24 protein-coding genes are annotated in these 26,157 nt (G+C 70.7%); 7 read left to right on the top strand and 17 right to left on the bottom strand.

The window, feature by feature from the left end; all coding sequences use genetic code 11:
* Positions 1-366 precede the first annotated feature (366 nt).
* The 3 genes from OG972_RS19130 (at position 367) to OG972_RS19140 (ending at position 2,894) form a co-directional block, all read left to right on the top strand.
* Entirely contained in the window at positions 367-1,503 is a 1,137-nt protein-coding gene (locus OG972_RS19130) for an ABC transporter ATP-binding protein (RefSeq protein WP_037692867.1), read from the top strand.
* A gap of 231 nt (positions 1,504-1,734) precedes the next feature.
* Positions 1,735-2,148, top strand: a complete 414-nt coding sequence (locus OG972_RS19135; RefSeq protein ID WP_266983118.1) for a hypothetical protein — start codon at positions 1,735-1,737, stop codon at positions 2,146-2,148.
* A 35-nt stretch (positions 2,149-2,183) separates the two neighbouring features.
* Positions 2,184-2,894, top strand: coding sequence for a nucleotidyltransferase family protein (locus OG972_RS19140; RefSeq protein WP_266983120.1), 711 nt, complete (start codon positions 2,184-2,186; stop codon positions 2,892-2,894).
* 82 nt (positions 2,895-2,976) lie between these two features.
* On the opposite strand, the gene OG972_RS19145 is transcribed toward OG972_RS19140, so the two are convergent.
* The 6 genes from OG972_RS19145 to OG972_RS19170 all read right to left on the bottom strand — a co-directional run bounded on the left by OG972_RS19145 (position 2,977) and on the right by OG972_RS19170 (position 9,547).
* Positions 2,977-4,599 carry a DoxX family protein gene (locus tag OG972_RS19145; protein ID WP_266983122.1) on the bottom strand — a complete coding sequence of 541 codons (1,623 nt, stop codon included), beginning with the start codon at positions 4,597-4,599 and terminating at the stop codon, positions 2,977-2,979.
* A 204-nt stretch (positions 4,600-4,803) separates the two neighbouring features.
* Positions 4,804-5,760: a 23S rRNA (guanosine(2251)-2'-O)-methyltransferase RlmB gene (gene rlmB / locus OG972_RS19150; RefSeq protein ID WP_266983124.1), complete on the bottom strand. Its 957-nt coding sequence runs from the start codon at positions 5,758-5,760 to the stop codon at positions 4,804-4,806.
* 81 nt (positions 5,761-5,841) lie between these two features.
* A complete protein-coding gene (gene cysS, locus OG972_RS19155; RefSeq protein ID WP_266983126.1) occupies positions 5,842-7,245 on the bottom strand; it encodes a cysteine--tRNA ligase in 1,404 nt (467 codons plus the stop codon).
* Between the two features lie 296 nt (positions 7,246-7,541).
* Positions 7,542-8,039, bottom strand: a complete 498-nt coding sequence (ispF, locus tag OG972_RS19160) for a 2-C-methyl-D-erythritol 2,4-cyclodiphosphate synthase (RefSeq protein ID WP_266983128.1) — start codon at positions 8,037-8,039, stop codon at positions 7,542-7,544.
* Positions 8,029-8,775 carry a 2-C-methyl-D-erythritol 4-phosphate cytidylyltransferase gene (ispD, locus tag OG972_RS19165; protein WP_266983130.1) on the bottom strand — a complete coding sequence of 249 codons (747 nt, stop codon included), beginning with the start codon at positions 8,773-8,775 and terminating at the stop codon, positions 8,029-8,031. The genes ispF and ispD overlap by 11 nt, the downstream gene beginning before the upstream one ends.
* A 289-nt stretch (positions 8,776-9,064) precedes the next feature.
* The gene (locus tag OG972_RS19170; RefSeq protein WP_006380568.1) at positions 9,065-9,547 is read right to left on the bottom strand and encodes a CarD family transcriptional regulator; all 483 of its coding nucleotides are present in this window, start codon (positions 9,545-9,547) and stop codon (positions 9,065-9,067) included.
* Between the two features lie 611 nt (positions 9,548-10,158).
* Between OG972_RS19170 and OG972_RS19175 the strand changes: the two genes are divergently transcribed.
* A complete protein-coding gene (locus tag OG972_RS19175) occupies positions 10,159-10,800 on the top strand; it encodes a DUF461 domain-containing protein (protein ID WP_266983132.1) in 642 nt (213 codons plus the stop codon).
* 94 nt (positions 10,801-10,894) lie between these two features.
* Here OG972_RS19175 and OG972_RS19180 read toward each other — a convergent pair whose 3' ends face one another.
* Together OG972_RS19180 and OG972_RS19185 are read right to left on the bottom strand one after the other, a co-directional pair.
* Positions 10,895-11,575 (bottom strand): response regulator transcription factor, encoded by a 681-nt coding sequence (locus tag OG972_RS19180; RefSeq protein WP_030977814.1) that lies wholly within the window; start codon positions 11,573-11,575, stop codon positions 10,895-10,897.
* Positions 11,572-12,846, bottom strand: a complete 1,275-nt coding sequence (locus OG972_RS19185) for a cell wall metabolism sensor histidine kinase WalK (protein ID WP_266983134.1) — start codon at positions 12,844-12,846, stop codon at positions 11,572-11,574. The genes OG972_RS19180 and OG972_RS19185 overlap by 4 nt, the downstream gene beginning before the upstream one ends.
* A gap of 196 nt (positions 12,847-13,042) precedes the next feature.
* On the opposite strand from OG972_RS19185, the gene phoU reads away from it, so the two are divergent.
* Both phoU and OG972_RS19195 read left to right on the top strand, forming a co-directional pair.
* Entirely contained in the window at positions 13,043-13,720 is a 678-nt protein-coding gene (gene phoU / locus OG972_RS19190; RefSeq protein WP_266983136.1) for a phosphate signaling complex protein PhoU, read from the top strand.
* A 193-nt stretch (positions 13,721-13,913) separates the two neighbouring features.
* Entirely contained in the window at positions 13,914-14,054 is a 141-nt protein-coding gene (locus OG972_RS19195; RefSeq protein WP_266983138.1) for a hypothetical protein, read from the top strand.
* A gap of 243 nt (positions 14,055-14,297) precedes the next feature.
* Here the strand turns inward: OG972_RS19195 and OG972_RS19200 are convergent, their stop codons facing one another.
* From OG972_RS19200 to OG972_RS19220, 5 genes are all read right to left on the bottom strand, one after another.
* Positions 14,298-15,779: an APC family permease gene (locus OG972_RS19200; RefSeq protein WP_266983139.1), complete on the bottom strand. Its 1,482-nt coding sequence runs from the start codon at positions 15,777-15,779 to the stop codon at positions 14,298-14,300.
* 145 nt (positions 15,780-15,924) lie between these two features.
* Complete coding sequence (locus OG972_RS19205) at positions 15,925-17,274, bottom strand: aspartate aminotransferase family protein (protein WP_266983141.1); 1,350 nt, start codon at positions 17,272-17,274, stop codon at positions 15,925-15,927.
* 12 nt (positions 17,275-17,286) lie between these two features.
* The gene (locus OG972_RS19210) at positions 17,287-18,654 is read right to left on the bottom strand and encodes an ArgE/DapE family deacylase (protein ID WP_266983143.1); all 1,368 of its coding nucleotides are present in this window, start codon (positions 18,652-18,654) and stop codon (positions 17,287-17,289) included.
* Positions 18,651-20,129, bottom strand: a complete 1,479-nt coding sequence (locus OG972_RS19215) for an aldehyde dehydrogenase (RefSeq protein ID WP_266983145.1) — start codon at positions 20,127-20,129, stop codon at positions 18,651-18,653. Before OG972_RS19215 ends, OG972_RS19210 begins: the two co-directional genes overlap by 4 nt.
* A complete protein-coding gene (locus OG972_RS19220) occupies positions 20,126-21,559 on the bottom strand; it encodes a cytosine permease (protein WP_266983147.1) in 1,434 nt (477 codons plus the stop codon). The genes OG972_RS19215 and OG972_RS19220 overlap by 4 nt, the downstream gene beginning before the upstream one ends.
* 115 nt (positions 21,560-21,674) lie before the next feature.
* On the opposite strand from OG972_RS19220, the gene OG972_RS19225 reads away from it, so the two are divergent.
* Complete coding sequence (locus OG972_RS19225; RefSeq protein WP_266983148.1) at positions 21,675-22,277, top strand: TetR/AcrR family transcriptional regulator; 603 nt, start codon at positions 21,675-21,677, stop codon at positions 22,275-22,277.
* A 114-nt stretch (positions 22,278-22,391) separates the two neighbouring features.
* Here the strand turns inward: OG972_RS19225 and OG972_RS19230 are convergent, their stop codons facing one another.
* Genes OG972_RS19230 through OG972_RS19245 form a run of 4 tightly spaced genes read right to left on the bottom strand, consistent with a single transcriptional unit; the run spans position 22,392 to position 26,144 of the window.
* Positions 22,392-23,543 carry a M20 family metallopeptidase gene (locus OG972_RS19230; RefSeq protein WP_266983150.1) on the bottom strand — a complete coding sequence of 384 codons (1,152 nt, stop codon included), beginning with the start codon at positions 23,541-23,543 and terminating at the stop codon, positions 22,392-22,394.
* A complete protein-coding gene (locus tag OG972_RS19235) occupies positions 23,540-24,217 on the bottom strand; it encodes a DUF1028 domain-containing protein (RefSeq protein ID WP_266983152.1) in 678 nt (225 codons plus the stop codon). The genes OG972_RS19230 and OG972_RS19235 overlap by 4 nt, the downstream gene beginning before the upstream one ends.
* The gene (locus tag OG972_RS19240; RefSeq protein WP_266983154.1) at positions 24,214-24,675 is read right to left on the bottom strand and encodes a RidA family protein; all 462 of its coding nucleotides are present in this window, start codon (positions 24,673-24,675) and stop codon (positions 24,214-24,216) included. Before OG972_RS19240 ends, OG972_RS19235 begins: the two co-directional genes overlap by 4 nt.
* Entirely contained in the window at positions 24,672-26,144 is a 1,473-nt protein-coding gene (locus OG972_RS19245) for a 4-hydroxyphenylacetate 3-hydroxylase family protein (protein WP_266983155.1), read from the bottom strand. Before OG972_RS19245 ends, OG972_RS19240 begins: the two co-directional genes overlap by 4 nt.
* Positions 26,145-26,157: the final 13 nt, after the last annotated feature.

Here is a 26,157-nt window from a genome sequence, read left to right on the forward strand (position 1 = left end):
TGATCCACGAAGTTCTTCCACACCCGTGACTACTCGGTCATCGGCCGTCGGCCGACATGCCTGTGGAGCCCCTGCGGGAACGGCCGGGTCTGCCCCTCAGGGTTGCGCCGGGTCAGCGGCGGGCGTTGAAACAGTGAGCGCTGCGTGCACGGCGGGCCAAAAACTCCGTGGCTCTGCCCGCGTGCACGAGACCAGAGGCGCGTTGTTCCACCCGCCACGTCCCGATGCGAGATTTCCGTCGCCCGCGAACTACTGACAGATTCGAAATGGCCAGGTAGCGTCGCGGAAGGTTCACCCAGGTGGACCAGACCACTCCCTTACTCGGATCGTCCGGCACGTTCCTGCCGGTGGAGGAGAAGATTCAGCATGGCCAGTGTCACGTTCGACAAGGCGTCCCGCGTCTACCCCGGCTCCACCAAGCCCGCCGTGGACCAGCTCGAGATCGACATCGCGGACGGTGAGTTCCTCGTCCTCGTCGGCCCTTCCGGTTGTGGCAAGTCGACCTCCCTGCGCATGCTCGCGGGTCTCGAGGACGTCAACGGCGGCGCGATCCGCATCGGTGACCGCGATGTCACGCACCTGCCGCCGAAGGACCGGGACATCGCCATGGTGTTCCAGAACTACGCGCTCTACCCGCACATGTCCGTCGCGGACAACATGGGCTTCGCGCTGAAGATCGCCGGTATCAACAAGACCGAGATCCGGGCGAAGGTCGAAGAGGCCGCCAAGATGCTGGACCTCACCGACTACCTGGACCGCAAGCCGAAGGCGCTCTCCGGTGGTCAGCGTCAGCGTGTCGCGATGGGCCGCGCCATCGTGCGTGAGCCGCAGGTCTTCCTCATGGACGAGCCGCTGTCGAACCTCGACGCCAAGCTCCGCGTCTCCACCCGTACGCAGATCGCGTCGCTCCAGCGCCGCCTCGGCATCACGACCGTGTACGTCACGCACGACCAGGTCGAGGCCCTCACCATGGGTGACCGCGTCGCGGTCCTCAAGGACGGTCTGCTGCAGCAGGTCGACTCGCCGCGCAACATGTACGACCGCCCGGCCAACCTCTTCGTCGCCGGCTTCATCGGCTCCCCGGCCATGAACCTGGTCGAGGTCCCGATCACCGACGGTGGCGTGAAGTTCGGCAACAGCGTCGTCCCGGTCTCCCGCGAGGCGCTCACCGCCGCCGCGGACAAGGGCGACACCACGGTCACGGTCGGCATCCGCCCGGAGCACTTCGACATCGTCGAGCACGGTGGCGCCGCCGCCAAGTCGCTCTCCAAGGACAGCGCCGACGCCCCGGCCGGTCTGGCCGTCTCGGTCAACGTCGTCGAGGAGCTCGGCGCCGACGGCTTCGTCTACGGTTCCGCGCGCGTCGGCGGTGCCGACAAGGACCTGGTCGTCCGCGTCGGCGGCCGCGCCGTGCCGGAGAAGGGCACCACGCTGCACGTCGTGCCGCGCCCGGACGAGCTGCACGTCTTCTCGACCTCGACGGGTGAGCGTCTCACCGACTGACGTCACACACGCCGTACGACGGCCCCGCACCCCTCGTGGTGCGGGGCCGTCCGCGTACCGAAGCGCGTGTACGGGTTTGAGCCCGGGCGTCCGGCATCTTCGGCAAATACCCTGGTACTTCGGTCATTTCACCGGCGGTCGTCAACGCGGGATTCGAAAAGCACCCTCGAACCATCCCTCGCAAGGGTGACGCAATGTCGCCGAATCATCACTGCCCGCTACGCTCGCTGCGTGACCCACACCGCGCGCCGCATCGGCCGAACTCTCGCTCTCGTCCTGCCCGTCGTCATGGTCCTCTCCGGGACTCTCGCGGTCACCCGTGTGCCGTGGGCAGCGCACAACTCCGAGTCGCAGGTCCTCACCGCGTCGGCTCGGACCGTATCGAAGCACGCCGCGTCGCACGCCCCGCAGGACGTCCTGCGCGACCGGCTGCTCGTGGAGCTTCAGGAGAAGGACCCGGGCGTCGCGCTGACGGCCCTCCAGCGCGCCGTCGAGGGGCGCCCCTCGCTCGCCCGGCACTGCATGTCGATCGCCAGGGCGCTGGGCCGCGCCGCGGTCGAGCAGTACGGTCCGACGCGGGCGCACCGGTTCTCCCGCCCGGTCTGCGACACGTCGTTCGCCTCGGGTGTCGCGCAGTTCAGCTGAGCGGCACGGTCCGGGCACGGCCTATCGTGCCCGGCATGCATACGTATCCGACGCAAGCCGTGATCCTGGCAGGTGGCCAGGGGTCGCGGCTGCGCCCGTACACCGATGACCGCCCCAAGCCGATGGTCGAGATCCCGGGTACCGGGACCCCGATCATCGGCCATCAGCTTTCCTGGCTGGCCGCCGAGGGCGTGACCGATGCCGTCGTCTCGTGCGGTCATCTGGCCGAGGTGCTCCAGGAGTGGCTCGCGGAGGCCGTCCTGCCGCTCCGGGTGACCACTGCGGTGGAGTCGGAGCCGCTGGGCCGCGGCGGCGGCCTGAAGTACGCCGCCGCCCGGCTGCCGGACCCGTCGGAGCCCTGGTATGCCACCAACGGCGACATCTGGACCCGTTTCTCGCTGCGTGAGATGGCCGCGTTCCATGCGGAGCGCGATGCGACCGCCACGCTGGCTCTGGCCCGTCCCCGTATCCCGTGGGGTGCCGTGGAGACGGACGCGTTCGGGCACATCACCGACTTCATCGAGTCGCCGCCGTCCCCGTATCTGATCAACGCGGGTGTGTACGTCTTCTCGCCGGCGTTCACGGCGCTGCTGCCGGAACGCGGCGACCATGAGCGGACGACGTTCCCGCGGCTGGCCCGCGAGCGGCGGCTGGCCGGGTATCCGCTGCCGCACGGGGCGTACTGGCGGGCCATCGACACGGCGAAGGACCTGGCCGAGGCGGCGAAGGAGCTGGACGGTCGGTAGCGCCGCGAGGCGGCGCGGCGGGCACGGCGGGAGGGGCGGTCACCGGAGTTCCGGTGACCGCCCCTTCCGCGTGGCGTGCGGTTCAGCCGAGCAGGCCGCCGATCGGATTGCGGCCGCCGCCCGACGTGCCGCCGGACGTCGAGCCCGTGGAGCCGCCGGTCGAACCACCACCGGTGGAGCCACCGCCCGTGCCGGTGGAGCCGGAGGAGCTCGGTCCGGCGCTGGTCGTCGGGGGCTGCTGCGGGGTCGTCTGCTGCGGGGGCTGCTGCCCGGTGCCCTGTGTCTGACTGGGCTGTCCGGCGTCGGCGCCGGCGGCCCGGCCGGACTCGCGGACGCTGTCCGTGCCCGGCGTGGACGCCTGTGCGGAGGGCGTGGCAGCGGCGCTGGAGCGCGACGGGGAGGGCTTCTGTCCGGCGGGGCTGCGCGAGACCCTGCCCTTGCCCGACTCCTGCGGGAGCGGGGAGCCGGGGAGCTGGTTGGTCGGGTTGTCGTTCGGTCCGGGCACGGTGACGACCTCGGAGGAGCGGACGGCGCCGCCGAGCATCGAGCCGATGAGCAGGGTGAGCCCGACGACGACGGTGGCGACGACGGCGCCGCGGCGCAGCACTCGGCGGCGCAGGTCCCAGATCGCGGTGCGCGGGCCGAGCCTGCGCCATGCCTCGCCGGCCAGGCGCCCGTCGACGGAGTAGACGGGGGCGCCCGCGATGACGAGCGGGCTCCACGCGGCGAGGGAGATGATGTCCGGTGCGTCGTAGACGGCGACGGTCCGCCAGCTGACGGTGACCAGCAGCGCGGCGGAGAGCAGGGCGCCGACCGAGGCGGCGACCCGCTGCCAGAGGCCGAGGACGGTGAGGACGCCGACGATGACCTGGAGGAAGGCGACGGTGAGTCCGGCGCCGACCGGGTGCGAGAGTGCGAAGTCCCGCAGCGGTTCGGCAAGTCCCCAAGGGTGCAGCGAGGTCAGCCACTTGACCATGGAGCCGCGCTCGCCGCCGTCGAAGTAGACGGGGTCGCAGAGTTTGCCCATGCCCGCGTAGATGGAGATGAAGCCGAGGAACACCCGCATCGGCAGGAGTACGACCCCGAGGTTCATCCGGCGTCCGGGGTAGTACGCGTGGCGGACGGTGTCGGCGCTGTGCCGTTGCGACCTGCTCCCGACGGTCTGGTCGAACTCGTCGTCCTCGTACGGCTCATGGTCGTACGGACCGGTGTCGACGGCGTCGTAGGCGCCGACCGCCTGTCGCATCGGGGGAAGCAGCGGACCTCTGCCGTGGCGGCCGCCGGAGCGGTGGGGGGCGGGGATGACGGGGGTGGGCTGGGTCTCGTCCAGGCGCGGGATGACCTGGGTGGCGCCCGAGCCGGCGTCGAACTCGTCGCCGTACGGGCCGTACCCGCCGTCGAGGCCGACCGTGGTGGAGTTCCGGACGGCCTGGAGGAGTCCGGTGGCGCCGGGGTCGCCGGGGGCGGACTTGCCGCTCCACACGACGGGCGAGCGCCTGGGGCGTCCCGCCCCGCTGCCGCTCATGGCGGGGACCCTGACGGACCCCGCTGGGGCGGCACCACGCACCCGTGCGCGCTGGCCGGGGGCGAGCTGCACCCGGAAGCTGGCGTGGTTGACGATGACCTGCGCTGGGTCGCAGTCCACCTTGGCCATGCTCAGGGCGGGTAGTTCGTCGAACCGAGGCGTTCTGGTGTCCACACTCATCTAACCGAGTGATGTGTGATTAGGACACTGCCTTGACGGCCCCGATGTGTCCGAGACCCGTCAACAGACCCGGGCGGTGCGGAGGCCGGGGTGCGCGCGGCGGTCGGTGCCGGCGCGTCTGCCGAGGTCGGAGCCCTGCGCTGCCGTCCGGCAGTACGGGCTCCCGGACGGGCCGGTCTCGGGCCCGTCCGGGAGCCGTCCCGGTCAGACGCGGCGCCGAGCCGCCTCGTACAGCACGATGCCCGCGGCGACGCCGGCGTTCAGCGACTCCGCGCCGCCCGGCATCGAGATACGGACCCGGTAGTCACAGGTCTCGCCGACGAGACGGCCCAGGCCCTTGCCCTCGCTGCCGATGACGATGACGACCGGACCGCCCAGGGCGTCCAGGTCCTCGACGGTGTGCTCGCCGTCCGCGGCGAGGCCGACAACCGTGATCCCGGCCTTCTGGTAGCCCTCCAGGGCGCGCGTCAGGTTCGTCACCCGGGAGACCGGCGTACGGGCCGCCGTGCCCGCGGAGGACTTCCAGGCGCCCGCCGTCATCCCGGCCGCACGGCGCTCCGGCACGACGACGCCGTGGCCGCCGAACGCGGAGACGGAGCGGACGATCGCACCGAGGTTGCGCGGGTCGGTGACGCCGTCGAGGGCGACGATCAGCGGGTCCTCGCCGTTGTCGTACGCGGCAGCGGTGAGGTCCTCCGGGTGCGCGTACTCGTACGGCGGGACCTGCAGGACGAGGCCCTGGTGGTTCAGGCCGTTCGTCATCCGGTCGAGCTCGGGGCGCGGCGCCTCCATGAGGTTGATGTTGCCGCGCTGGCCGGCGAGCTGGAGCGCGTCACGCACCCGCTCGTCGTTGTCGATGTACTGCTGGACGTACAGGGTGGTCGCCGGGACGCCGTCGCGCAGCGCCTCGTAGACCGGGTTGCGGCCCACGACCATCTCGGACGTGCCCTTGGCGCCGCCGCGCCGCGGGGCGGGCCGGCGGGCCGCGGCCTGCTTCGCCTGGGCGTTGGCGATCCGGTTCTTCTTGTGTCCCTTGCGGGCGGAGGCGGGCGGCGTCGGTCCCTTGCCTTCGAGACCACGGCGTCGGTTACCGCCGCTGCCGACCTGCATGCCCTTCTTGTTGGACGTGCGGCGGTTCCTGCGCTGGCTGTTCCCGGCCATGACCTACCTGTTTCGTTGCTTCAGACATGCGTATGTAAGTGAAAGTGTGCCGCCCGGAACGCCGGGCGGCACATGGGCGGACTACTGGCGCGGGCCGAGCGTCCACCGTGGGCCCGTCGGACTGTCCTCGATGACGAGGCCCGACTGGTTGAGCTGGTCGCGGATGGCGTCGGCGGCGGGCCAGTCCTTGCGTTCGCGGGCCGACTGACGCTGGTCCAGGACGAGGCGTACGAGCGTGTCGACGACCCCGTGCAGATCGTCGCCGCGGTCGCTCTCGCCCGCCCACTGTTCGTCGAGCGGGTCGAGGCCGAGGACGCCGAGCATCGCGCGGACCTCCGCGAGTCTGGCGACTGCCGCTTCCTTGTCGTCGGCGGCGAGCGCGGAGTTGCCCTGCCGGACGGTGGTGTGGACGATCGCGAGCGCCTGCGGGACGCCCAGGTCGTCGTCCATCGCCTCGGCGAACGCGGGCGGCACCTCGGCGGCGGCCACGACTTCGCCGCCGGCCTTCTCGATGACCCGCTGGACGAAGCCCTCGATCCGCGCGAACGCGGACTCCGCCTCGCGCAGTGCCTCCTCGCTGTACTCGATCATCGACCGGTAGTGCGGGGTGCCGAGGTAGTAGCGCAGCACGATGGGGCGCCACGCCTTGACCATCTCGCTGACCAGCACCGAGTTGCCGAGCGACTTCGACATCTTCTCGCCGGACATGGTGACCCAGCCGTTGTGCACCCAGTACTTCGCGAACTCGTCGCCGTAGGCCTTCGCCTGGGCGATCTCGTTCTCGTGGTGCGGGAAGATCAGGTCGATGCCGCCGCCGTGGATGTCGAAGGCGGTGCCGAGGTACTTGTGCGCCATGGCGGAGCACTCCAGGTGCCAGCCGGGGCGGCCGCGGCCCCATGGGGTCTCCCAGCTGGGCTCGCCCGGCTTGCTCGCCTTCCACATCGCGAAGTCGCGCTGGTCGCGCTTGCCGGTCTCGCCCTCGCCGGACGGCTGGCGCAGGTCGTCGAGGTCCTGGTTGGAGAGCTCCAGGTAGCCGGGGAAGGACCGCACGTCGAAGTAGACGTTGCCGTCGGCCTCGTAGGCGTGACCGCGCTCGATGAGGCCGCGCATCATCTCGATCATCTCGGTGATGTGGCCGGTGGCACGCGGTTCGTAGGTGGGCGGGAGGCAGCCGAGAGCGTCGTAGCCGTCGTTGAACGCGCGCTCGTTCTCGTACCCGATCGACCACCAGGGGCGGCCCTGCTCGGCCGACTTTCCGATGATCTTGTCGTCGATGTCGGTGACGTTCCGGATGAACGTGACGTCGTAGCCGCGGTAGGCGAACCAGCGGCGCATGATGTCGAAGTTCAGCCCGGACCGGATGTGCCCGATGTGCGGGGCGGCCTGGACGGTCGCGCCACAGAGGTAGATCGAGACGCAGCCCGCTGTGAGCGGGACGAAGTCACGGATCTGCCGGGCGCTGGTGTCGTACAGGCGAATAGTCACCCCTCAAGGGTAGTGGGCCCGCACCTGTGCGCAGTGCCCCCTTGGGGCTAGCGGAACAACTTCGTGTCGTCGACGCCCGAAAGTACCTGCCGTCTTTGTCCTCAATCGCCGGACGGGCTCCAATTTTCGGCCCCGTTTCCCGGGGCGTCTTCGCCCCTGCCCGCTGGTGGGGCAGGCGACGGTGCCACCAGGGGCCAGGCCGACACCTCAAGCCCGTCCGGCGATTGAGGACAAAACCCCCGCCCCGGACCCGGGGCACCGCACCACGCAACGCCCCGTCCAGGGGCCCCGCACGGTCAGCCCACCCGGTAGACCAGCGCCGTCGCGAGCCCCGCGAGCCCCTCCGCACGGCCGGTGAATCCGAGCCCGTCCGATGTGGCGGCCGAGAGCGAGACCGGGGCGCCCACCGCTGCCGACAGCACCTTCTGCGCCTCGTCGCGCCGCTTGCCGATCTTCGGTCGTACGCCGATGACCTGTACGGCGACGTTCCCGATCTCGAACCCCGCAACCCGTACGATCCGCGCCGCCTCGGTCAGCAGCGTGACGCCCGCGGCGCCGGACCACTCGGGGCGCCCTGTCCCGAAGTGCTGTCCGAGGTCGCCGAGCCCGGCGGCCGAGAACAGCGCGTTGCAGGCGGCGTGCGCCACGACGTCGGCGTCGGAGTGGCCGGCGAGACCGGGCCCCTCGCCCTCCCAGAGCAGGCCCGCGCACCACAGTTCGCGGCCCTCCTCGAAGGCGTGGATGTCCGTGCCGATGCCGACCTGCGGAATCACCGGCGCGTGCTCAGAACCCATCGTTCGCCCGCCTGCGCGCGAGAACCGCCTCGGCCAGCACCAGGTCGAGCGGCCGGGTCACCTTGAATGCCTCTTCGTGCCCGGGTACGACCACGACGGGCGCCCCGAGCTGTTCGACCATGCCCGCGTCGTCGGTCGCGCCGTCGCCGTCGACGGCGACGCTCTCGTGGGCGCGGACCAGAGTGTCCCGGTCGAAGCCCTGCGGGGTCTGCACGGCGCGCAGCCTGGCCCGTACGGGCGTGCCGAGCACGGGCTCCGGGTCGCCGGGCGCGCCGGGCTCGACCTCCTTGACGGTGTCGGCGAGCGGCAGCGCGGGGACGACGGCGGGCGCACCGTCGCGTACGGCCTCGATCACCGCGTCCACGGTGTCGACCGGCACCAGCGGGCGTGCCGCGTCATGGACGAGGACGGCGGAGATGTCCTCGGGGAGCGCGGCGAGGCCGAGGCCGACCGATTCCTGGCGGGTGTCGCCGCCCGGCACGACGAGGTAGTCGGTGCGCTCGGGCAGGGCGTGTTCGTCCAGCAGGTTCTTGACCTCGGACGCGCCGTCCGCCGGGGCGACGACGACGACGAGGGAGACGGACCGGGACGCCGCCATGGCCCGTACCGCATGGATGAGCATGGGCGTGCCGCTCAGTGCGCGGAGCGCCTTGGGGGCGCCCGGGCCCAGCCGTACGCCTCGGCCGGCGGCGGGAATCACCGCGGCGGTGCGGTACGGACGCGATTGATCAGACATCGGTTGCACTCCGAAGCATCAGCATGTTTGTTTCCACGGCCGACATGGGTATGGCCACAAGCGAGCCGGGCGCGACGCCTTGACTTGGCCGGGACCCTTCCGTGACACCCGGTCGGGTTCGGGCGAGCCGCAGCGGCTGCTCGGGGTCGGCTTTACAAGATCGCAAGCAAAGTATCGATGGGATAGCCGGATCCGAATCCGGACATGCCGCAGCGCCCGACGACGCACCGTGAATACGGCTGGTCAGCGGGCACCGCGGCACATTTATTTACGACCGGTGCGATCCGGGTCAGGACGCGAGAACCTCGTCGAGCAGAGCCTCGGCCTTGTCCTCGTTCGTGTTCTCCGCGAGAGCGAGCTCACTCACCAGGATCTGGCGAGCCTTGGCAAGCATGCGCTTCTCACCTGCGGAGAGTCCGCGCTCACGCTCACGACGCCACAGGTCGCGAACAACTTCGGCGACCTTGATGACATCGCCGGAGGCGAGCTTCTCCAGATTTGCCTTGTAGCGCCGGGACCAGTTCGTCGGCTCTTCGGCGTACGGTGCGCGCAGCACCTCGAAGACCCGGTCCAGGCCCTCCTGCCCGACTACGTCGCGCACGCCCACGAACTCGGCATTGTCCGCCGGGACACGAACCGTCAAGTCACCCTGGGCGACCTTGAGCACCAAGTAGGTCTTGTCCACGCCTTTGATCTGGCGAGTTTCGATAGCCTCGATCAGCGCGGCCCCGTGATGGGGATAGACCACGGTGTCGCCAACCTTGAACGTCATGTGACAGGTACCCCTTCCGTGGCTATCAAGAGTAACACGAGAACAGCTTCTCCTGAATGGCGTTTTCGCAGGTCAGGGCATATCTCGGGGCTTGACAACAGCAACACGAACGTGCTGCGGAGGGGATCGGGAAGGCGGTAATCGCAGGTCGGAGCGGCTGTACGGGTGGGGCGAAACGCGTACGTCACACACGCCCGAACCCCCTCCGAAGTGGCCGAACGTCCCGGTTTGCCGGATTCCAGATGGTGAACTTTCCATACTCCGTTCGGAGATCGATCACCCGTACGGACGTAAGTACCGACGGCCAATAGAATTGATCAACGGCCGGGGATCGCGGAGATTATGCGCAAGGAATACGCCACGGTCCGAGAAATTGATCAAGCCTGTTATGTGAACAGCACACGAATCGCGGGGGCGGGCGGCGTACCGGCTGATCGCGAGACCTGGCTGCGGACACGACTCGTGATGCCCGGGGCCCGTAGGGGCGGGTCGGGTGCGGGGCGGGGACGACGGCTCGGTAACCTAAGCCCGCTGACACACCCTTAGGGCGGCTTTACGCCGCTCGCCCCTCCCGTCCGTGAAGTCCGTACGTTCAAGGAGTTGCCGCAGCCGTGAGCCGCAGCCTTCGACGCGGCGCCCTTGCCGCCACTGCCATCGTGATCTCGATCGGTGCACTTTCCGCGTGTGGTGCCGGCAATGACGCGCAGACGCTCGAAATCAAGCCGGACAACGCTGCCACCACCATCGGTGACATCCGGATCCAGAACGCGAACGTCATCACCCAGCCGGAGCGCAAAGCCAAGGGCCCGGCCGTCGTCACCGCGACGCTGTTCAACAACGGCGTCGCACAGCAGACGCTGGACTCGATCACCCTCCCGGGCACCGGCGCGGCGGTGCAGCTGCACGCCGCCAAGGGTGCGGGACCGATCGTCGTCCCGGCCGGGGGCAAGGTCGTCATCGGCGGCAAGGGCAATGCCGCCGCCGTGATCGAGAACGGCCGCGAGGCCGCGCAGAACGGCAACGTGCAGTCGGTCGTCTTCAAGTTCAGCAGGACCGGTGAGGTCCCGCTCGGCGTGTTCGTCGTCCCGGCCACCAGCTACTTCACCGGCTTCGGCCCGAGCTCGCTGCCGGCGCTGCCGTCCGAGACGCCCGCAGCGACGCCGTCCGGATCCGCGACGCCGGGCAACCCGTCCGAGTCGCTCGGAGCGGAGGGCCCGACGGACGCCGCGTCGGCCTCTCAGCCGGCCGAGTGACGTCCGCGGACACATACGACGGAGGCGCCTCCCGAGCAGGAGGCGCCTCCGTCGTATGTGCTCCGCCCGGCAGCCTGCCGTACGGACCTGGGGTTTACGGCTCGAACTTGTACCCCAGGCCCCGCACCGTCACCAGGAAGCGCGGCGCCCCCGGGTCGGGCTCGATCTTGGCGCGCAGGCGCTTGACGTGGACGTCGAGGGTCTTGGTGTCGCCCACGTAGTCCGCGCCCCAGACACGGTCGATCAGCTGCATCCGGGTCAGCACCCGGCCCGCGTTGCGCAGCAGCATCTCCAGCAGGTCGAACTCCTTGAGCGGGAGGTCGACCTTGCCGCCGGAGACCGTGACGACGTGGCGGTCCACGTCCATACGGACCGGGCCCGCCTCCAGGGCGGCCGGGGTGACCTCCTCCGGCTCCCCGCGGCGCCGCAGCACCGCGCGGATGCGGGCGACGAGCTCCCGCGAGGAGAACGGCTTGGTCACGTAGTCGTCGGCTCCTATTTCCAGGCCGACGACCTTGTCGATCTCGCTGTCCTTGGCCGTGACCATGATCACGGGGACGTTGGATCTGCTGCGCAGCTGGCGGCAGACCTCGGTGCCGGGCAGGCCCGGCAGCATCAGGTCGAGAAGGACGAGGTCGGCGCCGTTGCGCTCGAACTCGTCGAGTCCGTCGGGGCCCGTGGCCGCGATCGCGACCTCGAAGCCTTCCTTGCGGAGCATGTAGGACAGGGCGTCGCTGAAGGATTCCTCATCCTCGACGACAAGCACTCGGGTCACGGAAGGACCTCCGGGGCAGGGAATGAATCGAGAGTGTCGGGGTCGGCGGTCCGGTAGGTCCCGTCGTCACCGTTGACGATGAGCGGTCCGCCCGATGTGCGGTCTCGGTCCCGTACGGAGCCCGCTTCGGGCAGCCGCAGGGTGAAGGTGGAGCCCTGTCCTTCCGAGCTCCAGACCGTGACCTCCCCGCCGTGCGAGGCGGCCACATGTTTGACGATGGCGAGGCCGAGACCGGTGCCACCGGTGGCCCGTGAGCGGGCCGGGTCGACGCGGTAGAAGCGTTCGAAGACCCGCTCGCGGTCCTTCTCCGAGATGCCGATGCCCTGGTCGGTCACGGCGATCTCGATCTGGTCCCCGCCCGGTACGGCCAGGCGCCTCGCGGCGATGCCGACGCGGGTGCGGGCGGGGCTGTAGTTGACGGCGTTCTCCACGAGATTGCCGAGCGCCGCGGCGAGCTGGCCGCGGTTGCCCCAGATCCGGAGCTCCGCGGTGCCGCCGGCGGCCATGGTGATCTGTTTCGTGCCGGCCTGCTGCCGGCAGCGGTCGATGGCCTCGGCGACCAGTTCGTCGACCCGGACCGGCTCGGCGTCCTCCAGCGGGTCGTCGTTCTGCACCCGGGAGAGGTCGATGAGTTCCTGTACGAGGTTGGTCAGCCGGGTCGCCTCGATCTGCATCCGGCCCGCGAACCGCTCGACCGCCTCCGGGTCGTCGGACGCGTCCATGACGGCTTCGGAGAGCAGCGAGAGGGCTCCCACCGGGGTCTTGAGCTCATGGCTGACGTTGGCGACGAAGTCGCGTCGTACCGCTTCGATACGCCGGGCCTCGGTGAGGTCCTCGACCAGCAGGAGCACCAGCCGGGAGCCGAGCGGGGCGACCCGTGCCGAGACTGCGAGAGCCTCGCCCCGGCCCGTACCGCGCCGGGGGAGGTCCAGTTCGACCTGCCGTATCTCACCGTCCCGGCGGGTGTCCCTGGCCATGTGCAGCATGGGTTCGACGGCCAGCCGGCCGCCCCTGACCAGTCCCAGCGCATACGCGGCGGAGCTGGCCTTGACGACACTGTCGCTCTCGTCGAGCACGACCGCGGAGGAGGAGAGCACGGAGAGCACCGTGTCGACCCCGGGGGGCAGTGCACCGTTGCTGTCGGGCCGCAGGGACGTGCGCGTGGGTTTCTTCTGGTCACGCTCGCTCCAGCGGAACGCCAGCATGGCGATCACACCGGTACACAACCCGGCGATCGCTGCAGCTGCGGCGACCGCCGCGTTCACGTCCATACGTCAAGGTTAAGCAGGTGCGGCAGTGCTCTCCCAACCGTCCGAGTGCGTACTCGAACACTCGTCGCCCAGAGTTCACCGAGGAGCAAGGGTTGGTTCACTTGGTCGGCCGGATCCGGACGCGTACGCCCCACAGGGTGAGAGCGTGGGGTTCAGATCTGGCCCCGGCCTTAGTGAGGACTGGAGAGGGACTTCCATGCGCGACGCTTATCACGAGGAACTCGACTCGATCGGAGAGGGCCTGGTCGAGATGGCCCGGCTCGTCGGGTCGGCGATCGGCCGGGCGACGACGTCCATGCTCGACGCCGACCTCAAGCTCGCGGAGAGCGTGATCGCCGCGGACCAGAAGGTCGACGACCTCCAGCACGACCTGGAGGCGCGGGCGATCGCCCTCCTCGCGCGCCAGCAGCCCGTGGCGACCGATCTGCGGATCGTGGTCACGTCGCTCCGGATGAGTGCCGACCTGGAGCGCTCGGGCGACCTGGCCCAGCACGTGGCCAAGCTGACCCGGCTGCGCTTCCCGCAGTCGGCGGTGCCGCACGACCTGCACGCCACCATTCTGGAGATGGGGCAGCTGGCGCAGCGCCTGATGGCCAAGGCCGCCGAGGTGATCATCACGAAGGACGTCGACCTGGCGCTCCAGCTGGAGCAGGACGACGACGAGATGGACCTGCTGCACCGCACGCTGTTCCAGCACCTGATGGACGACCGCTGGAAGCACGGCATCGAGACCGCGGTCGACGTGACGCTGCTCGGCCGTTACTACGAGCGCTTCGCCGACCACGCGGTGTCGGTCGCCAAGCGGGTCGTCTATCTGGTGACGGGTGAACACGCGGACGACATCCAGAATGCGGCGTCGGTAGAGGGCGCGTAGCGGGTAGGAGACCGCACGTTTTGCGCGGGTGTGCCTTGGATGCGCCGTCTGTGCGCCGTTGATGGGACGGCCGGAGTGGGCATGAATGGGGTGGGGCGGCAGGCGGTACGCCTGGTGGTACGCCCCGGTCGTACGTCGCTGTCGGTCGTACGGCCCTGCCGTACGCCTGGATGTACGTCCTTGAGGAGGAACGATGGCCGACTCCCCCACGACCGACCCGCAGCAGGAGACACCCGCTGAAGTGGTCCATCTGACGGTGCTCGGTGCCTGCGGCTGCGGTTCGGGCTGCGGGTGCGGCTGCCAGTCGGGCGCCCCGTGCCAGTGCGGCGGCTGACTGAGAGCCTGTCGGGTGACCTTCGATCGGATAGCGGACGCGGTCTGGTGCGTGCGATTCCAAGGCGGCGGGATGTCCTCGTAGCGGAGCTACTAGGACATTTCGGCAACGCGGGAAGCGTGCGTGCCAGGGCGTGGCCGCCCGGTCAGAGGTCACCCGACAGGCTCTGAGGCTGCCCACAACGCCGCCGGACCGGCGCCCCATGCGGGGCGCCGGTCCGGCGGCGTTGTGGGCAGTGCCGTTTCAGGCGGTGACGGGCTCCGGGACGCGGCGGATACGGGCCACCGTGTGACCGACGGCGCCGATCAGCAGCAGCACCAGCACCGTGCCCAGGGTGAAGACCTCGAACGACAGCCGGGACACGCCCCACACCTCGTGGAAGTCGTACGGGATGCCGAGCACCGGCTCCAGCGTGCCCGGGAAGAGCGCCGACCACGATCCGACCAGGATCCAGGCGTAGACGAGTCCGGCGCAGATCAGGAACCCGGGCGTGCCGAACGGCACCCGGTACGGGCGCGGTTCGTCGGTGTGCCGCAGCCGCAGCACCACCAGGGCCGGGACGACCATCAGGTACGACAGCAGCAGCGTGGTCACGGCGACGGTGAGGACGACGCCGAAGACCGCTGCCGCGTCCCCCGCCGCCAGCCGCATCGCGACGAGCATGAAGAGCGTCGCGATCACGCCGGAGAGCAGGTTCGTCCGGACCGGCGTGCCGAGCTTCGGGTGGAAGGCGCCCAGTGAGCGGCTGAAGAAGCCGCCGTCCGCGGCGGCCATCGCCTGCATCCGGTCGCTGACGATCATCCAGGCGCTGCCCTGGGTGAGCAACGCGAAGACGAACATGACGGCAACCGTGGTGAGGACCGCGCCGCTCGCGGAGCCGTACACCCCGAAGACCAGCCGGGCGCCCTCCATGAAGCCTCCGATGCCGGTGACCTGCCCGGCCGGGACGACGGCGAGGATCGCGAAGACCGGCAGCAGGTAGCAGGCCGCGGCGATCAGGGCGGACCGGCCGAGCGCCGCGGGGACGTCGCGCTGCGGGTCGTGCATCTCCTCGCCTGCCGCGTTGGGCGCCTCGAATCCGACGTACGCGAAGAGCAGGACCGGGACGAGCGCCAGGAAGCCCGCGGTGGTGGGCGGGAAGGAGGCGCTGTCGAGGCCGCGGAAGCCGTGACCGATGCCGTACGCGACGGCGGTACCGGTGAAGAGGGTGAGCGCGAGGACCTTCACCGCGGCGCCCGCGGTGGTGATCCACTTGCCGCGGCGCAGCGAGACGACGGCGGTCAGGATCGCGATCCAGATGAACAGCAGCTTGAACGCGTAGTCGGAGAGCGTGCCCTCACCGAGGTGGAACACGAAACCGTCCCAGGTCTCGGCGGCGATGAAGACGAGGGAACCGCCGAGCCAGATGGGGTTGGTGACCCAGTAGAAGAGCGTGGTGAGCGCGGCGGGCAGCCGGCCGAAGGCGCGCTTCACCCAGACGTACGGTCCGCCCTCCTGCGGGAACGCCGCCCCCGTCTCGGCGAAGAGCAGTGCGTACGGGACGAGGAAGAGGACTGCGATCACGGCGGTCCAGGTGACTGCCTCGCCGCCGCCGGTGGCGATCTGGCCGACGGTGTCGAACGAGATGACGGCGGCGACACCCATCGCCGTGATGTCGAAACGACGCAGGCTGCGGTGGAGGTGGGGAACGGGGGTGTGGGTGCGTGGCGAGGGAGCTTGGGGCACGGTCGGTCCTCACGGCGGTCCGGGGGTGACGGGAGGGGGGAGCGGTGGTGGCGGGATCAAGCCCCTCCGGTGATCGAGGAGCGGGGGGCCGGGGGCGGAACTCCTGGTGGGGCGGCGCCCCCGGCCGTGGTGTCCGGGCGGTGGGTCAGCCCGCGATCATGCCGTCCGGGCCGGTGCGCTCCAGTACGGACCTCAGCGCGACCGCTGCCTCCTTCGCCTCTGCCTCCGTCATGATCAGCGGCGGCGACAGCACCAGGCTGTGGGCCGAGTCGCGCACGATGACGCCCGTCTCGCGGCGGATGACGTCGTGCGGCATCCGGGCGGGGTCGAGTGGCAGCGGTGTGCGCGACTCGCGGTCGGTGACGAGTTCGACGGCGAGCATCATGCCCACCGAGCGGATCTCGCCGACGATCGGCAACTCACCGAGCTGCGCTTCGAGTTCGGCGTGGAGGTGGGCGCCGAGACCGACCGCGCGCGCCAGCAGCCCCTCGCGCTCGATGATGTCGAGGTTGGCGAGGGCCACAGCCGCGGCGACGGGGTGGCCGTTGTACGTGTAGCCCATCGGGAAGCCGTGGTCGAGCAGGAGCGCCTCTGCGACGTGGTCGGCGACCAGCAGGGCACCGAGCGGGGTGTAGCCGGAGGTGATGCCCTTGGCGGTGGTGATGATGTCGGGGACGACACCGAAGTGCTGGGCGGCGAACCACTCCCCGACCCGCCCGTACGCGGTGACGACCTCGTCGAAGATGAGCAGGATGCCGTGCCGGTCGAGGACGTCGCGGACCCGCGGCCAGTAGTCGGCCGGCGGTACGAGCATGCCGCCGACGCCCATGATGGGTTCGCCGATCATCGCCGCGATGTTGCCGGGTCCGATCTCGGCGATGCGTGCCTCCAGCTCCCGGATCAGGAAGTCGGTGGGGTCCTCGCCGCCGTACAGCTCGGTGCGGTAGGGCCACGGCGGGGTGAGATGCGAGACGTGCGGCATCATCGGGGCGAACCCCTCGTGGTAGACCGGGAATCCGGTGGCGGAGCCGCCGCCGTAGCCGATGCCGTGGTACGCCTTGTCGCGGGCCAGGATCCAGGTGCGGGACGACTCGCCGCGCCGGTGGTGGTAGTAGCGGGCCATCTTGATCGCGGCCTCATTGCCCTCGGATCCGCCCGAGGTGAAGTAGACGTGGTTCAGGCCCTCGGGGGCGAGGGAGGCCAGCCGGGCGGCGAGCTCGATGGCACGGTCGTTGGAGAACTCCCAGAAGCTGGTGAAGTACTCCAGCTGCTTCATCTGCTCGAAGGCGACCCGGGCGATCTCCTCGCGGCCGTGGCCGACCTGGGCGAGCCAGAGCCCACCGGTCGCGTCGAGGTACGAGCGTCCCTCGGCGTCGGTGAGGCGGCAGCCGGAGCCGCCGGTCATGATGACGCGCTCTTCGGCGGTGCCGGGGAGGTAGGGGTGGATGATGTGCGCCCGGTCGGTGGCGGCGAGTTCTGCGTGGGTGAGGGTCATCGTCGTACGTCCTTACGCGTGCGGGTGCGGGTGCTGTGCGGGTGCCGTCATCGAGAGCGCGGCCAGTGCCAGCGCCTTCGCCGTGTCGATCAGGTCGGCGACCTCGATGTATTCGTCGATGGTGTGGAGGGTCGGGGAGCCGTCCGGGCGGGTGGCCGTCGGGCCGAGGCAGACGGCGGGCGTGTTGCCGAGGCGGGTCAGGGTCGCCGCGTCCGTCCAGGAAGGTTCGCCGAGCACGCGCGGGGTGCGGCCGAGTGCGGTGGCGGACGAGGCGAGTGCGTGGACGAGCGGGTGTCCGGCGGGGACTTCGGCGGGCGGGAGTTCGGTGTCCCAGGCGAACCGGGGCGGGTGCGCGGTGAGCCAGCCGTCACCGGCGCAGGCGTCGCGGACGGCCCGTTCGATGTCGTGCCGGACCCGGCTCGCCCAGCCGCCGCCGTCCGCCTGGACCGGCAGGTAGGTGATGTCCAGGGCGACTTCGCAGGACGCCGGGTAGGTCACCCACCATTCGCCGCCCTTGATGGTGGTCGGCACGATGGACGGCGGCGGGAGCAGCGGGTGCCGGTGCGCCGGGTCGTCGGCCCAGCGTTCGCGCAGCCGCCCGAGGGCGGCGAGGACCGGCAGGGTCTTCTCGATGGCGTTCACGGCGCCGCCGCTGCGCCAGTCCCCCGGCGGGTGTTCGGCGTGCCCGGGGCGGCCGGCGACGGTGACCCTGCCGCCGAGGATGCCGCGCTGTGCGGTGACGACGTCGAGGTCGGTGGGCTCGGGGACGACCGCCGCGTCGGCGCGTACCCCGTACCCGACGGAGGCGAGGGTGCCCGCGCCGTTCCACTCCTCGTCGGTCGCCGTGTTGATCAGCAGGTCGCCGGGGAGCCGGATGCCGAGGGCGGCAAGCGTCTCGGCGGCGATGACGGCTGCGGCAATGCCGCCCTTCATGTCGCAGGTGCCGCGCCCGTACAGCCGTCCGTCGCGGACCTCGGCACGGAACGGGTCGCTGGTCCACTCGCTCCTCGGTTCCGCGGACACGACGTCGATGTGGCCGTTGAAGAGGAGCGAGCGGCCGCCGCCGGTGCCGGGAAAGCGGGCGATGAGCTGGGGGCGGCCGTCGAAGCCGAGGCCCGGCGGAGTCTGCGGGGAGCCGGGCAGGTCGCCCGGTTTCGGGGTGAAGACGTCGACGGTGGCTCCGGCCCTGCGCAGCCGGCCGGCCAGGTACTCCTGGAGGTCGGCCTCGTCCCGGGCGGATTCGGAGGCGTCGCCGCGCACGGTCGTGTCGAAGCGCACCAGGTCGCAGGTGAGGCCGATCAGGTCGTCGGCGCGGCGGTCGATCTCGGCCAGGAGCCCGGCGGCGCCGGGTGTGGTTGCGGTGGCGGGGACTGTGCTCATGCGTACGCGATCCAGGTCGTCTTGAGGCCGGTGTACTTGTCGAACGAGTGCAGGGAGAGGTCGCGCCCGAACCCGGACTGCTTGAAGCCGCCGAAGGGGGTGGCGGGGCTGAGTGCGTCGACGGTGTTCACGGAGACCGTGCCCGCGTGCAGCGCGTCGGCGACCCGGTGGGCGCGGGCCAGGTCGCGGGTCCAGACGGAGGCGGCCAGCCCGTACAGGGAGTCGTTGGCGATCTGTACCGCTGCCGCCTCGTCGGTGAACGGGAGCACGGTCAGGACCGGGCCGAAGAGTTCGTCGCGGGCGAGCGGTGCGTCAGGGGCGAGGCCGGTGACGACGGTCGGATCGAGGTAGGCGCCCGGGCGGTCGGGGCGGGTGCCGCCGCAGGCGATGTCGCCGCCGGACTCCTTGACCGCCTCGATGATGCGGCTGACCTGGTGGTCGTCGACGAGCGGGCCGAGGAGGGTGGCCGGGTCGAGCGGGTCGCCGGGGACGTAGGCGGCGGTGTGCTCGACCACCCGGGCGGTGAACTCCTCGGCGATCGAGGCGTGGACCAGGAGGCGGGTGTTGGCGGAGCAGACCTGGCCGGCGTTGTAGAGGAAGCCCCAGGCGGCGCGTTCGGCGGCGGCGTCGAGGTCGGCGTCGGCGAAGACGAGGTTGGGGCTCTTGCCGCCCGCTTCGAGCCAGACCTGCTTCATGTTGGACTCGGCCGCGTACGCCAGGAACCTCTTGCCGACGGCTGTGGAGCCGGTGAAGACGAGGGTGTCGACGTCCGGGTGCAGGCCGAGGGCGCGGCCCGCGGTCTCCCCGGGGCCGGGCACGACGTTCAGGACACCGTCGGGCAGACCGGCCTCGGCGGCGAGTTCGGCGAGGCGCAGGGCGGAGAGCGAGGACTGCTCGGCGGGCTTGAGCACGACGCTGTTGCCGGCGGCGAGTGCGGGGGCCAGCTTCCAGACCGCGATGTCCAGTGGGAAGTTCCACGGCACGACGGCGCCGACGACGCCGAGCGGTGCGCGGCGGACCAGGGCGAGGTTGCCGGGCGGGGTGGGGGCGACCTCGTCGTACAGCTTGTCGGCGGCCTCCGCGTACCAGGCGAAGCAGCCCGCGGCGCCGGGCACATCGGTGCCGTACGACTCGGCGATCGGCTTGCCCATGTCGAGGGTGTCCAGGAGCGCCAGTTCGGGTGCGTTGGCCTCGATGAGGGCGGCGAGGCGCAGCAGGGGGCGCTTGCGCACGGCGGGGTCGGCGCGGGACCAGCGGCCGTCGTCGAAGGCGGTGCGGGCGGCGCGGACGGCGGCGTCGATCTCGTGGGCGCCGCACTCCGCGAGGTGCGCGGTGGTCCTCCCGGTCGCCGGGTCGACGGTGGGGAAGGCGGCCCCGTCGGCGGCGTCGGTCCAGCGGCCGTCGATGAAGGCGCGGGTGCGGAAGTCGAGGGCGGTGGCGCGTCGTTGCCAGTCGGCGTGGGTGAGGGCGCTCATGTCGTGGGTGCTCCGGAGGTGGGTGCGGGTGCGGGTACGGGCGTCGGGAGCCCGCTCCTTGTCGCAGGGGAGGCCGTGAGGCGGGCCGCCAGCAGATAGGCGGGGACGGTGACGACGAGGCCGGCGATCCAGCCGAGGTCGGTGTCGCCGAGGGCGTGCGCGAGCGGCCCGGTGTAGAGGGACTGCGCCATGAACGGGATCTCGGCGAGGATGCCCAGCGCGTAGACGGCGAGCGCGGTGACGTTCCAGCGGCCGTAGATCCCGCCGTCGCGGGCGAAGAACGACGCCACGTCGTACGAGCCGTGCCGGACCAGGTAGAAGTCGACGAGATTGATCGCCGTCCATGGGATCAGTACGTACTGCAGGACGTAGATCAGGTTGAGATAGCTGGTCATGAACGAGTCGGCCAGGGCCAGGGCCAGGACCACGGACAGTGCGGTGAGTACGGCTCCGATGACGGCGCGGCCGGTGGCGCGTGGCAGCCAGCGGTGGGCGAACGTCTGCACGGCTGTGACCGCGCAGAGCACCGCCCCGTACAGGTTCATGGAGTTGGTGAGCATCGTGACGACCGCGAAGCTCCACAGGGTGATCTGGCCGAGCGGGGAGCCGAGCAGGTCGCTCTGGGCGGCGATCGGGTCGTCGCCGCCGGCCAGCCCGATCGCCGCGCCGACCACCATGGGGAGCAGGCTGCCGAGCACACAGCCCGCGTAGGTGCACCAGAGCGTCGAGCGGACCCCGGCGCGGTCGGCGGGCATGTAGCGCGAGTAGTCCGAGACGTACGGGGCGTACGCGATCTGCCAGAGCGCGCCGACGGAGACCATGCCGAGGAATCCGGAGAGGCTGAAGCCGCCGCGGTCCAGGAAGCCGTCGGGGAGCCCGCCGAACAGCAGCCAGGCCGCGCCGGCCAGCTGTACGGCTCCGAAGACCCAGCTGGTGAGCGCGCCGATCCGGTGCATCAGCCGGTAGCCGACGACGGCGACGGCCAGGCTGACCAGGGCGCCCAGTACGACGCCGGTGCGCTCGCCGACGGGGGCCACCTGGCCCAGCGACTGGGCGCCGACGACCAGGTTCGAGGCGAAGAACCCCTGGTACATGACGATGACGACGAGGACGACGGCGAGTGCGCCGACGTACCCGAACTGGCCGCGGCTCTGGACCATTTGCGGCACCCCGAGCTGCGGGCCCTGCGCCGAGTGCAGTGCCATCAGGAAGCCGCCGCCCAGATGTCCGGCGAGCAGCGCGGCCAGGCTCCACCAGAAGGAGAGCCCGAAGGCGGTGGGGGCCAGGGCTCCGGTGACGACGGTCAGCGGGCCGAGGTTCGCGGAGAACCAGATGGTGAACAGGTCGCGCGTGCGGCCGTGGCGTTCGGAGAGAGGTACGGCGTCGATGGTGCGCCGTTCCACAATCGTCCCTGTGTTGTCGCCGGTCATCCGACCCCCTTCGCCGTTCTTTGAAGATGGATTCAAACAACGCGCCAGGAAGCCGTCAATGACTTGGGCACAACCAACTTGCCTTATTTGAACGAAGTAACAGAGAATTAACCGCATGGGGAGACCGAAGAACCAGACAGCACGACGCGAGGCCCTCGTCGACGCCGCGGGACGCGTGATCGCCGAACGAGGGCTGGAGGGTCTGCGGATCAAGGACATCGCCGCCGAGGCGGGGGTGTCGGCAGGCTCGGTCCTGTACTACTACCCGGAGATGGACGAGCTGGTCCTGGAGGTGCACCGGGGCGCCGTCGAGCGCTACGTGTCCGCGCGCCACGACCGTACGGACACGGTCGGTGACCCCGTCGAGCGGCTGCGCGCCCTGATCGGCAGCGGACTTCCCGCCGCGGCGGGCGACCCGCAGCACGGCCTGCTGTACGAGCTGCACCGCCGCGCGGACCGCAGCTCCGGGCATGCCGCGCTGATGGCCTCACTGTTCGCGCGCGAGGTCGCGCTCTACACGACTGTGCTCGAAGTCGGCGCGGCGACCGGGGTGTTCACGCTCACGGGAAGCGCGGCCGATGTGGCACGGAACCTGGTGGCGCTGGAGGACGGGTACGGGCTGCACATCGTCAGCCGGAACACACAGCTGACACCGGAGGAGGCGCAGCGGCTGATCCTGGGGTACGCGAGGGCCGCGACGGGCCGCGCGGAACTGTGAGGGGCCCCGGGATCGAGCGGGCGCCGGGTCCCCGCGCCCGGGTCGAGCAGGACATCAACGGCCGCGCGGAGCCGTGACGGGGCGAGGCGGGGCAGCCCCGCCCCGTGACTTCCCTCAGCCCCGCCCCGCGATCAGCCGTTCCCGCTGGACCGGGTCCGCGGCGACCGTGGCGGCGGTCAGGGCCATCGCCGCGGCCCCGTCCAGCACCGCACGGTCCGCGGCCGCGCCCACGCAGTGCGCCGCGAACTCCTTCTGGTGGTTGACGGCGGGCAGCGAACCGATGCCCAGGTACGGGTGGATGGCGGGCAGCACCCGGGACACGTTGCCCATGTCCGTGGAGGCCCGGTTCATCCGCGCGGCGGGCGTCCCCGTCTCGAAGCGCCGGCCCAGTTCCGTCGCCGTACGCCGGTACATCGCCAGCAGTTCCGCGTCATTGCGGAACTCCGAGTACGGGCGGCTCTCCGGCTCGATCTCCAGCTCGCAGCCGGACGCAAGAGCCCCCGCCTCGAAGCACCGCTCGACCCGCGGCTGGAGCTCGGCGAGCTGTTCCAGGGTGTCGGCGCGTACATACCAACGCCCCTCCGTCAGCTCCGGGATGGCGTTCGGGGCCTCGCCGCCGCGCGTCATCATGCCGTGCACCCTGGTCCGCCCCGGCAGCTGCTGACGCAGCAGTCCGATGGCGACCTGGGCGACGGTGAACGCGTCGGCCGCGTTGCGCCCCTGCTCCGGGTAGGCCGCCGCGTGGGCCGCCTTGCCGTGGTAGCGCACCTTGAGATGGGCGACGGCGAACGGGTCCGCCTCGGCGACGTCCACCGGCCCCGGGTGCACCATCATCGCGGCGTGCACCCCGTCGAAGGCGCCGCGTTCCAGCATCAGGATCTTGCCGCCGCCACCCTCCTCGGCCGGGGTGCCGAAGACGGTAAGGGTGAGCCCCAACTCGTCGACGAGGGGCACCAGTCCGGCCGCGGCGCCGACCGCGGCCGCCGCGATGATGTTGTGCCCGCAGGCGTGGCCGAGGCCGGGCAGTGCGTCGTACTCGGCGCAGATGCCGAGGTGCAGGGGCCCGGACCCGAGGGTGGCGGTGAAGGCGGTGGGCAGACCGGCCGTCCCCGACCGGACGTCGAAACCGAGGTCGTTCAGCGCGTCACCGACCCAGCCGGCCGCCTTCTCCTCCTCCCACGCCACCTCGGGGTGGGCGTGGATGCGGTGGCTGAGGGCGAGCAGCTCGTCGGCGACCCCGGCAACTGCCGTGCGTACGGGTTTCATTCGTCCCCCGGTACGCCGTACGAGGGTGCGTCGCCGGGGGCGAGTGCACGGCGTACGTACGCATCGGCCTGCGGCTCCCACACCGTCCACAGAGTGGCGAGTTCGACGACCGGGTCGCCGTCCGTCCAGTCGACACGGAGGTCGGTCACCGGCCAGGCGACCTCGTCGGCGACGAGCAGTCCGGCCGAGCGGACAGGTCCTTCCTCGCCACCCGCCGCGGCGCCGGCGGCCAGCGCGTCCACCAGGCGTCGGCCGAGCGGGGCGGCCGGGTCGGCGGCGAACGCGTCGAGCATGGCCTGCGGGACTCCGGGGCCCGACAGGAGGTTCCCGGCGGCGACGGCGTCCGGGCCGACGGCCTCCGCGTACCGGCCGAGCGCCCGCGCCCCCGAGTACACGGCGCCCGGACCCTGAGCCCCGACAGCTGTCAACTGCCGGTATTCCACGCAGGGTTCCGTGACAACGACCTCGCGCACGGCCGCGGTCGCCGAGCCGCCCGCGCCCAGCAGGTCGAGCAGTCGGGTGCCGAGCCGCGGATCGGTGACGTTCTGCGAACAGACCGCGCCGACGCCCGCCCGCACATGGGCGCAGCGCGCGGCCACGGCGGGCGAGGAGGAGGTGACGGCGACGCCGAACTGTCCGGTCCGGGTGCAGCGGGCGGCGATCGAGAAGGTCACCGAACCCCCTTGGCCCGTACAGCGGCGGCTTCCGCCCGCCGTTCGGCCGGGATCACCGCGGTGGCGTCGATCTCGACCAGCCACTCCGGGCGGGCCAGCGCGGAGACGACGAGCCCGGTGGAGACGTAGTGCACGCCCTTCAGCCACCGCCCCATGGTCCGGTAGACGGGCTCGCGGTAGCGGATGTCCGTCAGATAGACGGTGATCTTGACGATCTCGTCGAGCCGGCTGCCGCACTCGTCGAGCAGCATGGCGATGTTCGCCATGGCCTTCTCGGCCTGGGCCGCGACATCTCCGACGCCGACGTTCTCGCGGGTGTCGAGGTCCTGGCCGATCTGCCCGCGCAGATAGACGGTGCCGTCGGCGACGACGGCCTGCGCGAGATCGTTGGACAGGTCCTGCTCGGGATACGTGTCGGCGGTGTTGAAGGACCGGATCCGGTCGTGCACGGGGCTCACTTGGCGGACCTCCCCAGCGAACCGAGCACGTTGTCGGAGAGCCCCGCCGCGTCCTTGACCAGGTCGAGCGGGCCGTCCCAGTCGAAGTTGCGGTAGACAGCGCCGAGGTGGGCGAAGGGCGGCGACTGCGCGAACAACTGGAAGGTCAGCCGGTGCCCCGCGTAGTCGGAGTTCAGCAGGTCACGGGCGTACGCGAGAAGCTTGCGGCGGTCCTCGGCGACCCAGTGCTCGTTGATCGAGTAGAACTTGTCCAGCCACGGCTTGGTGTCCGGGTGGTCGAACGACGCCTTGTCCGGGGTGATGCAGATCTGGCCGCCGCACAGCTCACGGGCGATGTGCATCATCTCGTGCAGCTGCGAACAGGCCAGTACCCGGCCGGTGTAGAGCAGCGACTGGTTCGGCATGAGCAGCCCGCCGGGGCTGGGCTCGGCCATCGCGATCGCGGCCGTGAGGTGCGCGTTGATGCCTTCGCGGTAGCAGGCGAGGGTGGCCAGCTTCTCCTGGATGGCCTGCTGCTTCTCCAGACCGGTCTGCTTCACGTTCCACAGCGCGGCGCCGATCATGAGGTCCGCGAGCCGCAGATTGCGCTGGGTGAAGGCGAAGGCGCTGTAGCGGTGCAGGGTCGCGCGGATGAAGGTGGCGGCCTTGGTGTCCCGGTAGAAGAGGACGTTCTCCCAGGGGATCTCGACGTCGTCGAAGACGACGAGCGTGTCGACCTCGTCGAACCGGTTGGAGACCGGATAGTCCTCGATCGGCTTGGCGCCGGCGAAGCCCGTACGGCAGATGTACTTCAGACCGGGGGCGCCCATGTCGAGCATGAACCCGAGTGCGTAGTCGGAGAGTTCGGAGTCGCCCCAGTTGGCGATCGTCGGCTTGGTGAACGCCTGGTTGGAGTAGGCGGCGGCCGTCTCGTACTTGGCTCCGCGCACCACGATGCCGTTGTCCGTCTCCCGCACGACATGCAGCAGCATGTCCGGGTCCTGGTCCTGCGGGCGCTTGGAGCGGTCGCCCTTCGGGTCGGTGTTGGCGGAGACGTGGAACGGGTCGCCGTAGCAGGCCAGGTCGATGTGGCGCTTGACGTTCTCGGCGTACGTCGGGTTGATGGCGTTCAGGACGTCCTGGCCGTCGATCAGCGACCAGACCTCGCCGATCGTCTCGTCGCCGACGCGGGTGACGACACCGCCGACATCGCTGAGCACGGCGTCGGTGGCGGCGCGCTTGGCGTCCCAGTCCTCGCGGGTCCGTGGCGGCTTCTGCTGCACGGCGTTGACCTCGCCCGTCTCCGGGTCGGTGTACGTCATGGTGTCCCGGGTCGCCGGCTCGTGGGCCATGTCGTAGATCCGGGCGCGGATGTCGACGAGCGGCTTGAAGGCGGGGTGCGCGGGGACGTCCGCGACCTTCTCGCCGTTGATCCAGACGTCGCGTCCGTCGCGGATCGACTCCCGGTACTGCTCTCCGGTGCGGATCATCTCCGTACTCCTT

Origin of the sequence: Streptomyces sp. NBC_01669 (assembly GCF_026339735.1) — a bacterium.
GTDB classification, from domain to species: Bacteria; Actinomycetota; Actinomycetes; order Streptomycetales; family Streptomycetaceae; genus Streptomyces; species Streptomyces yanii.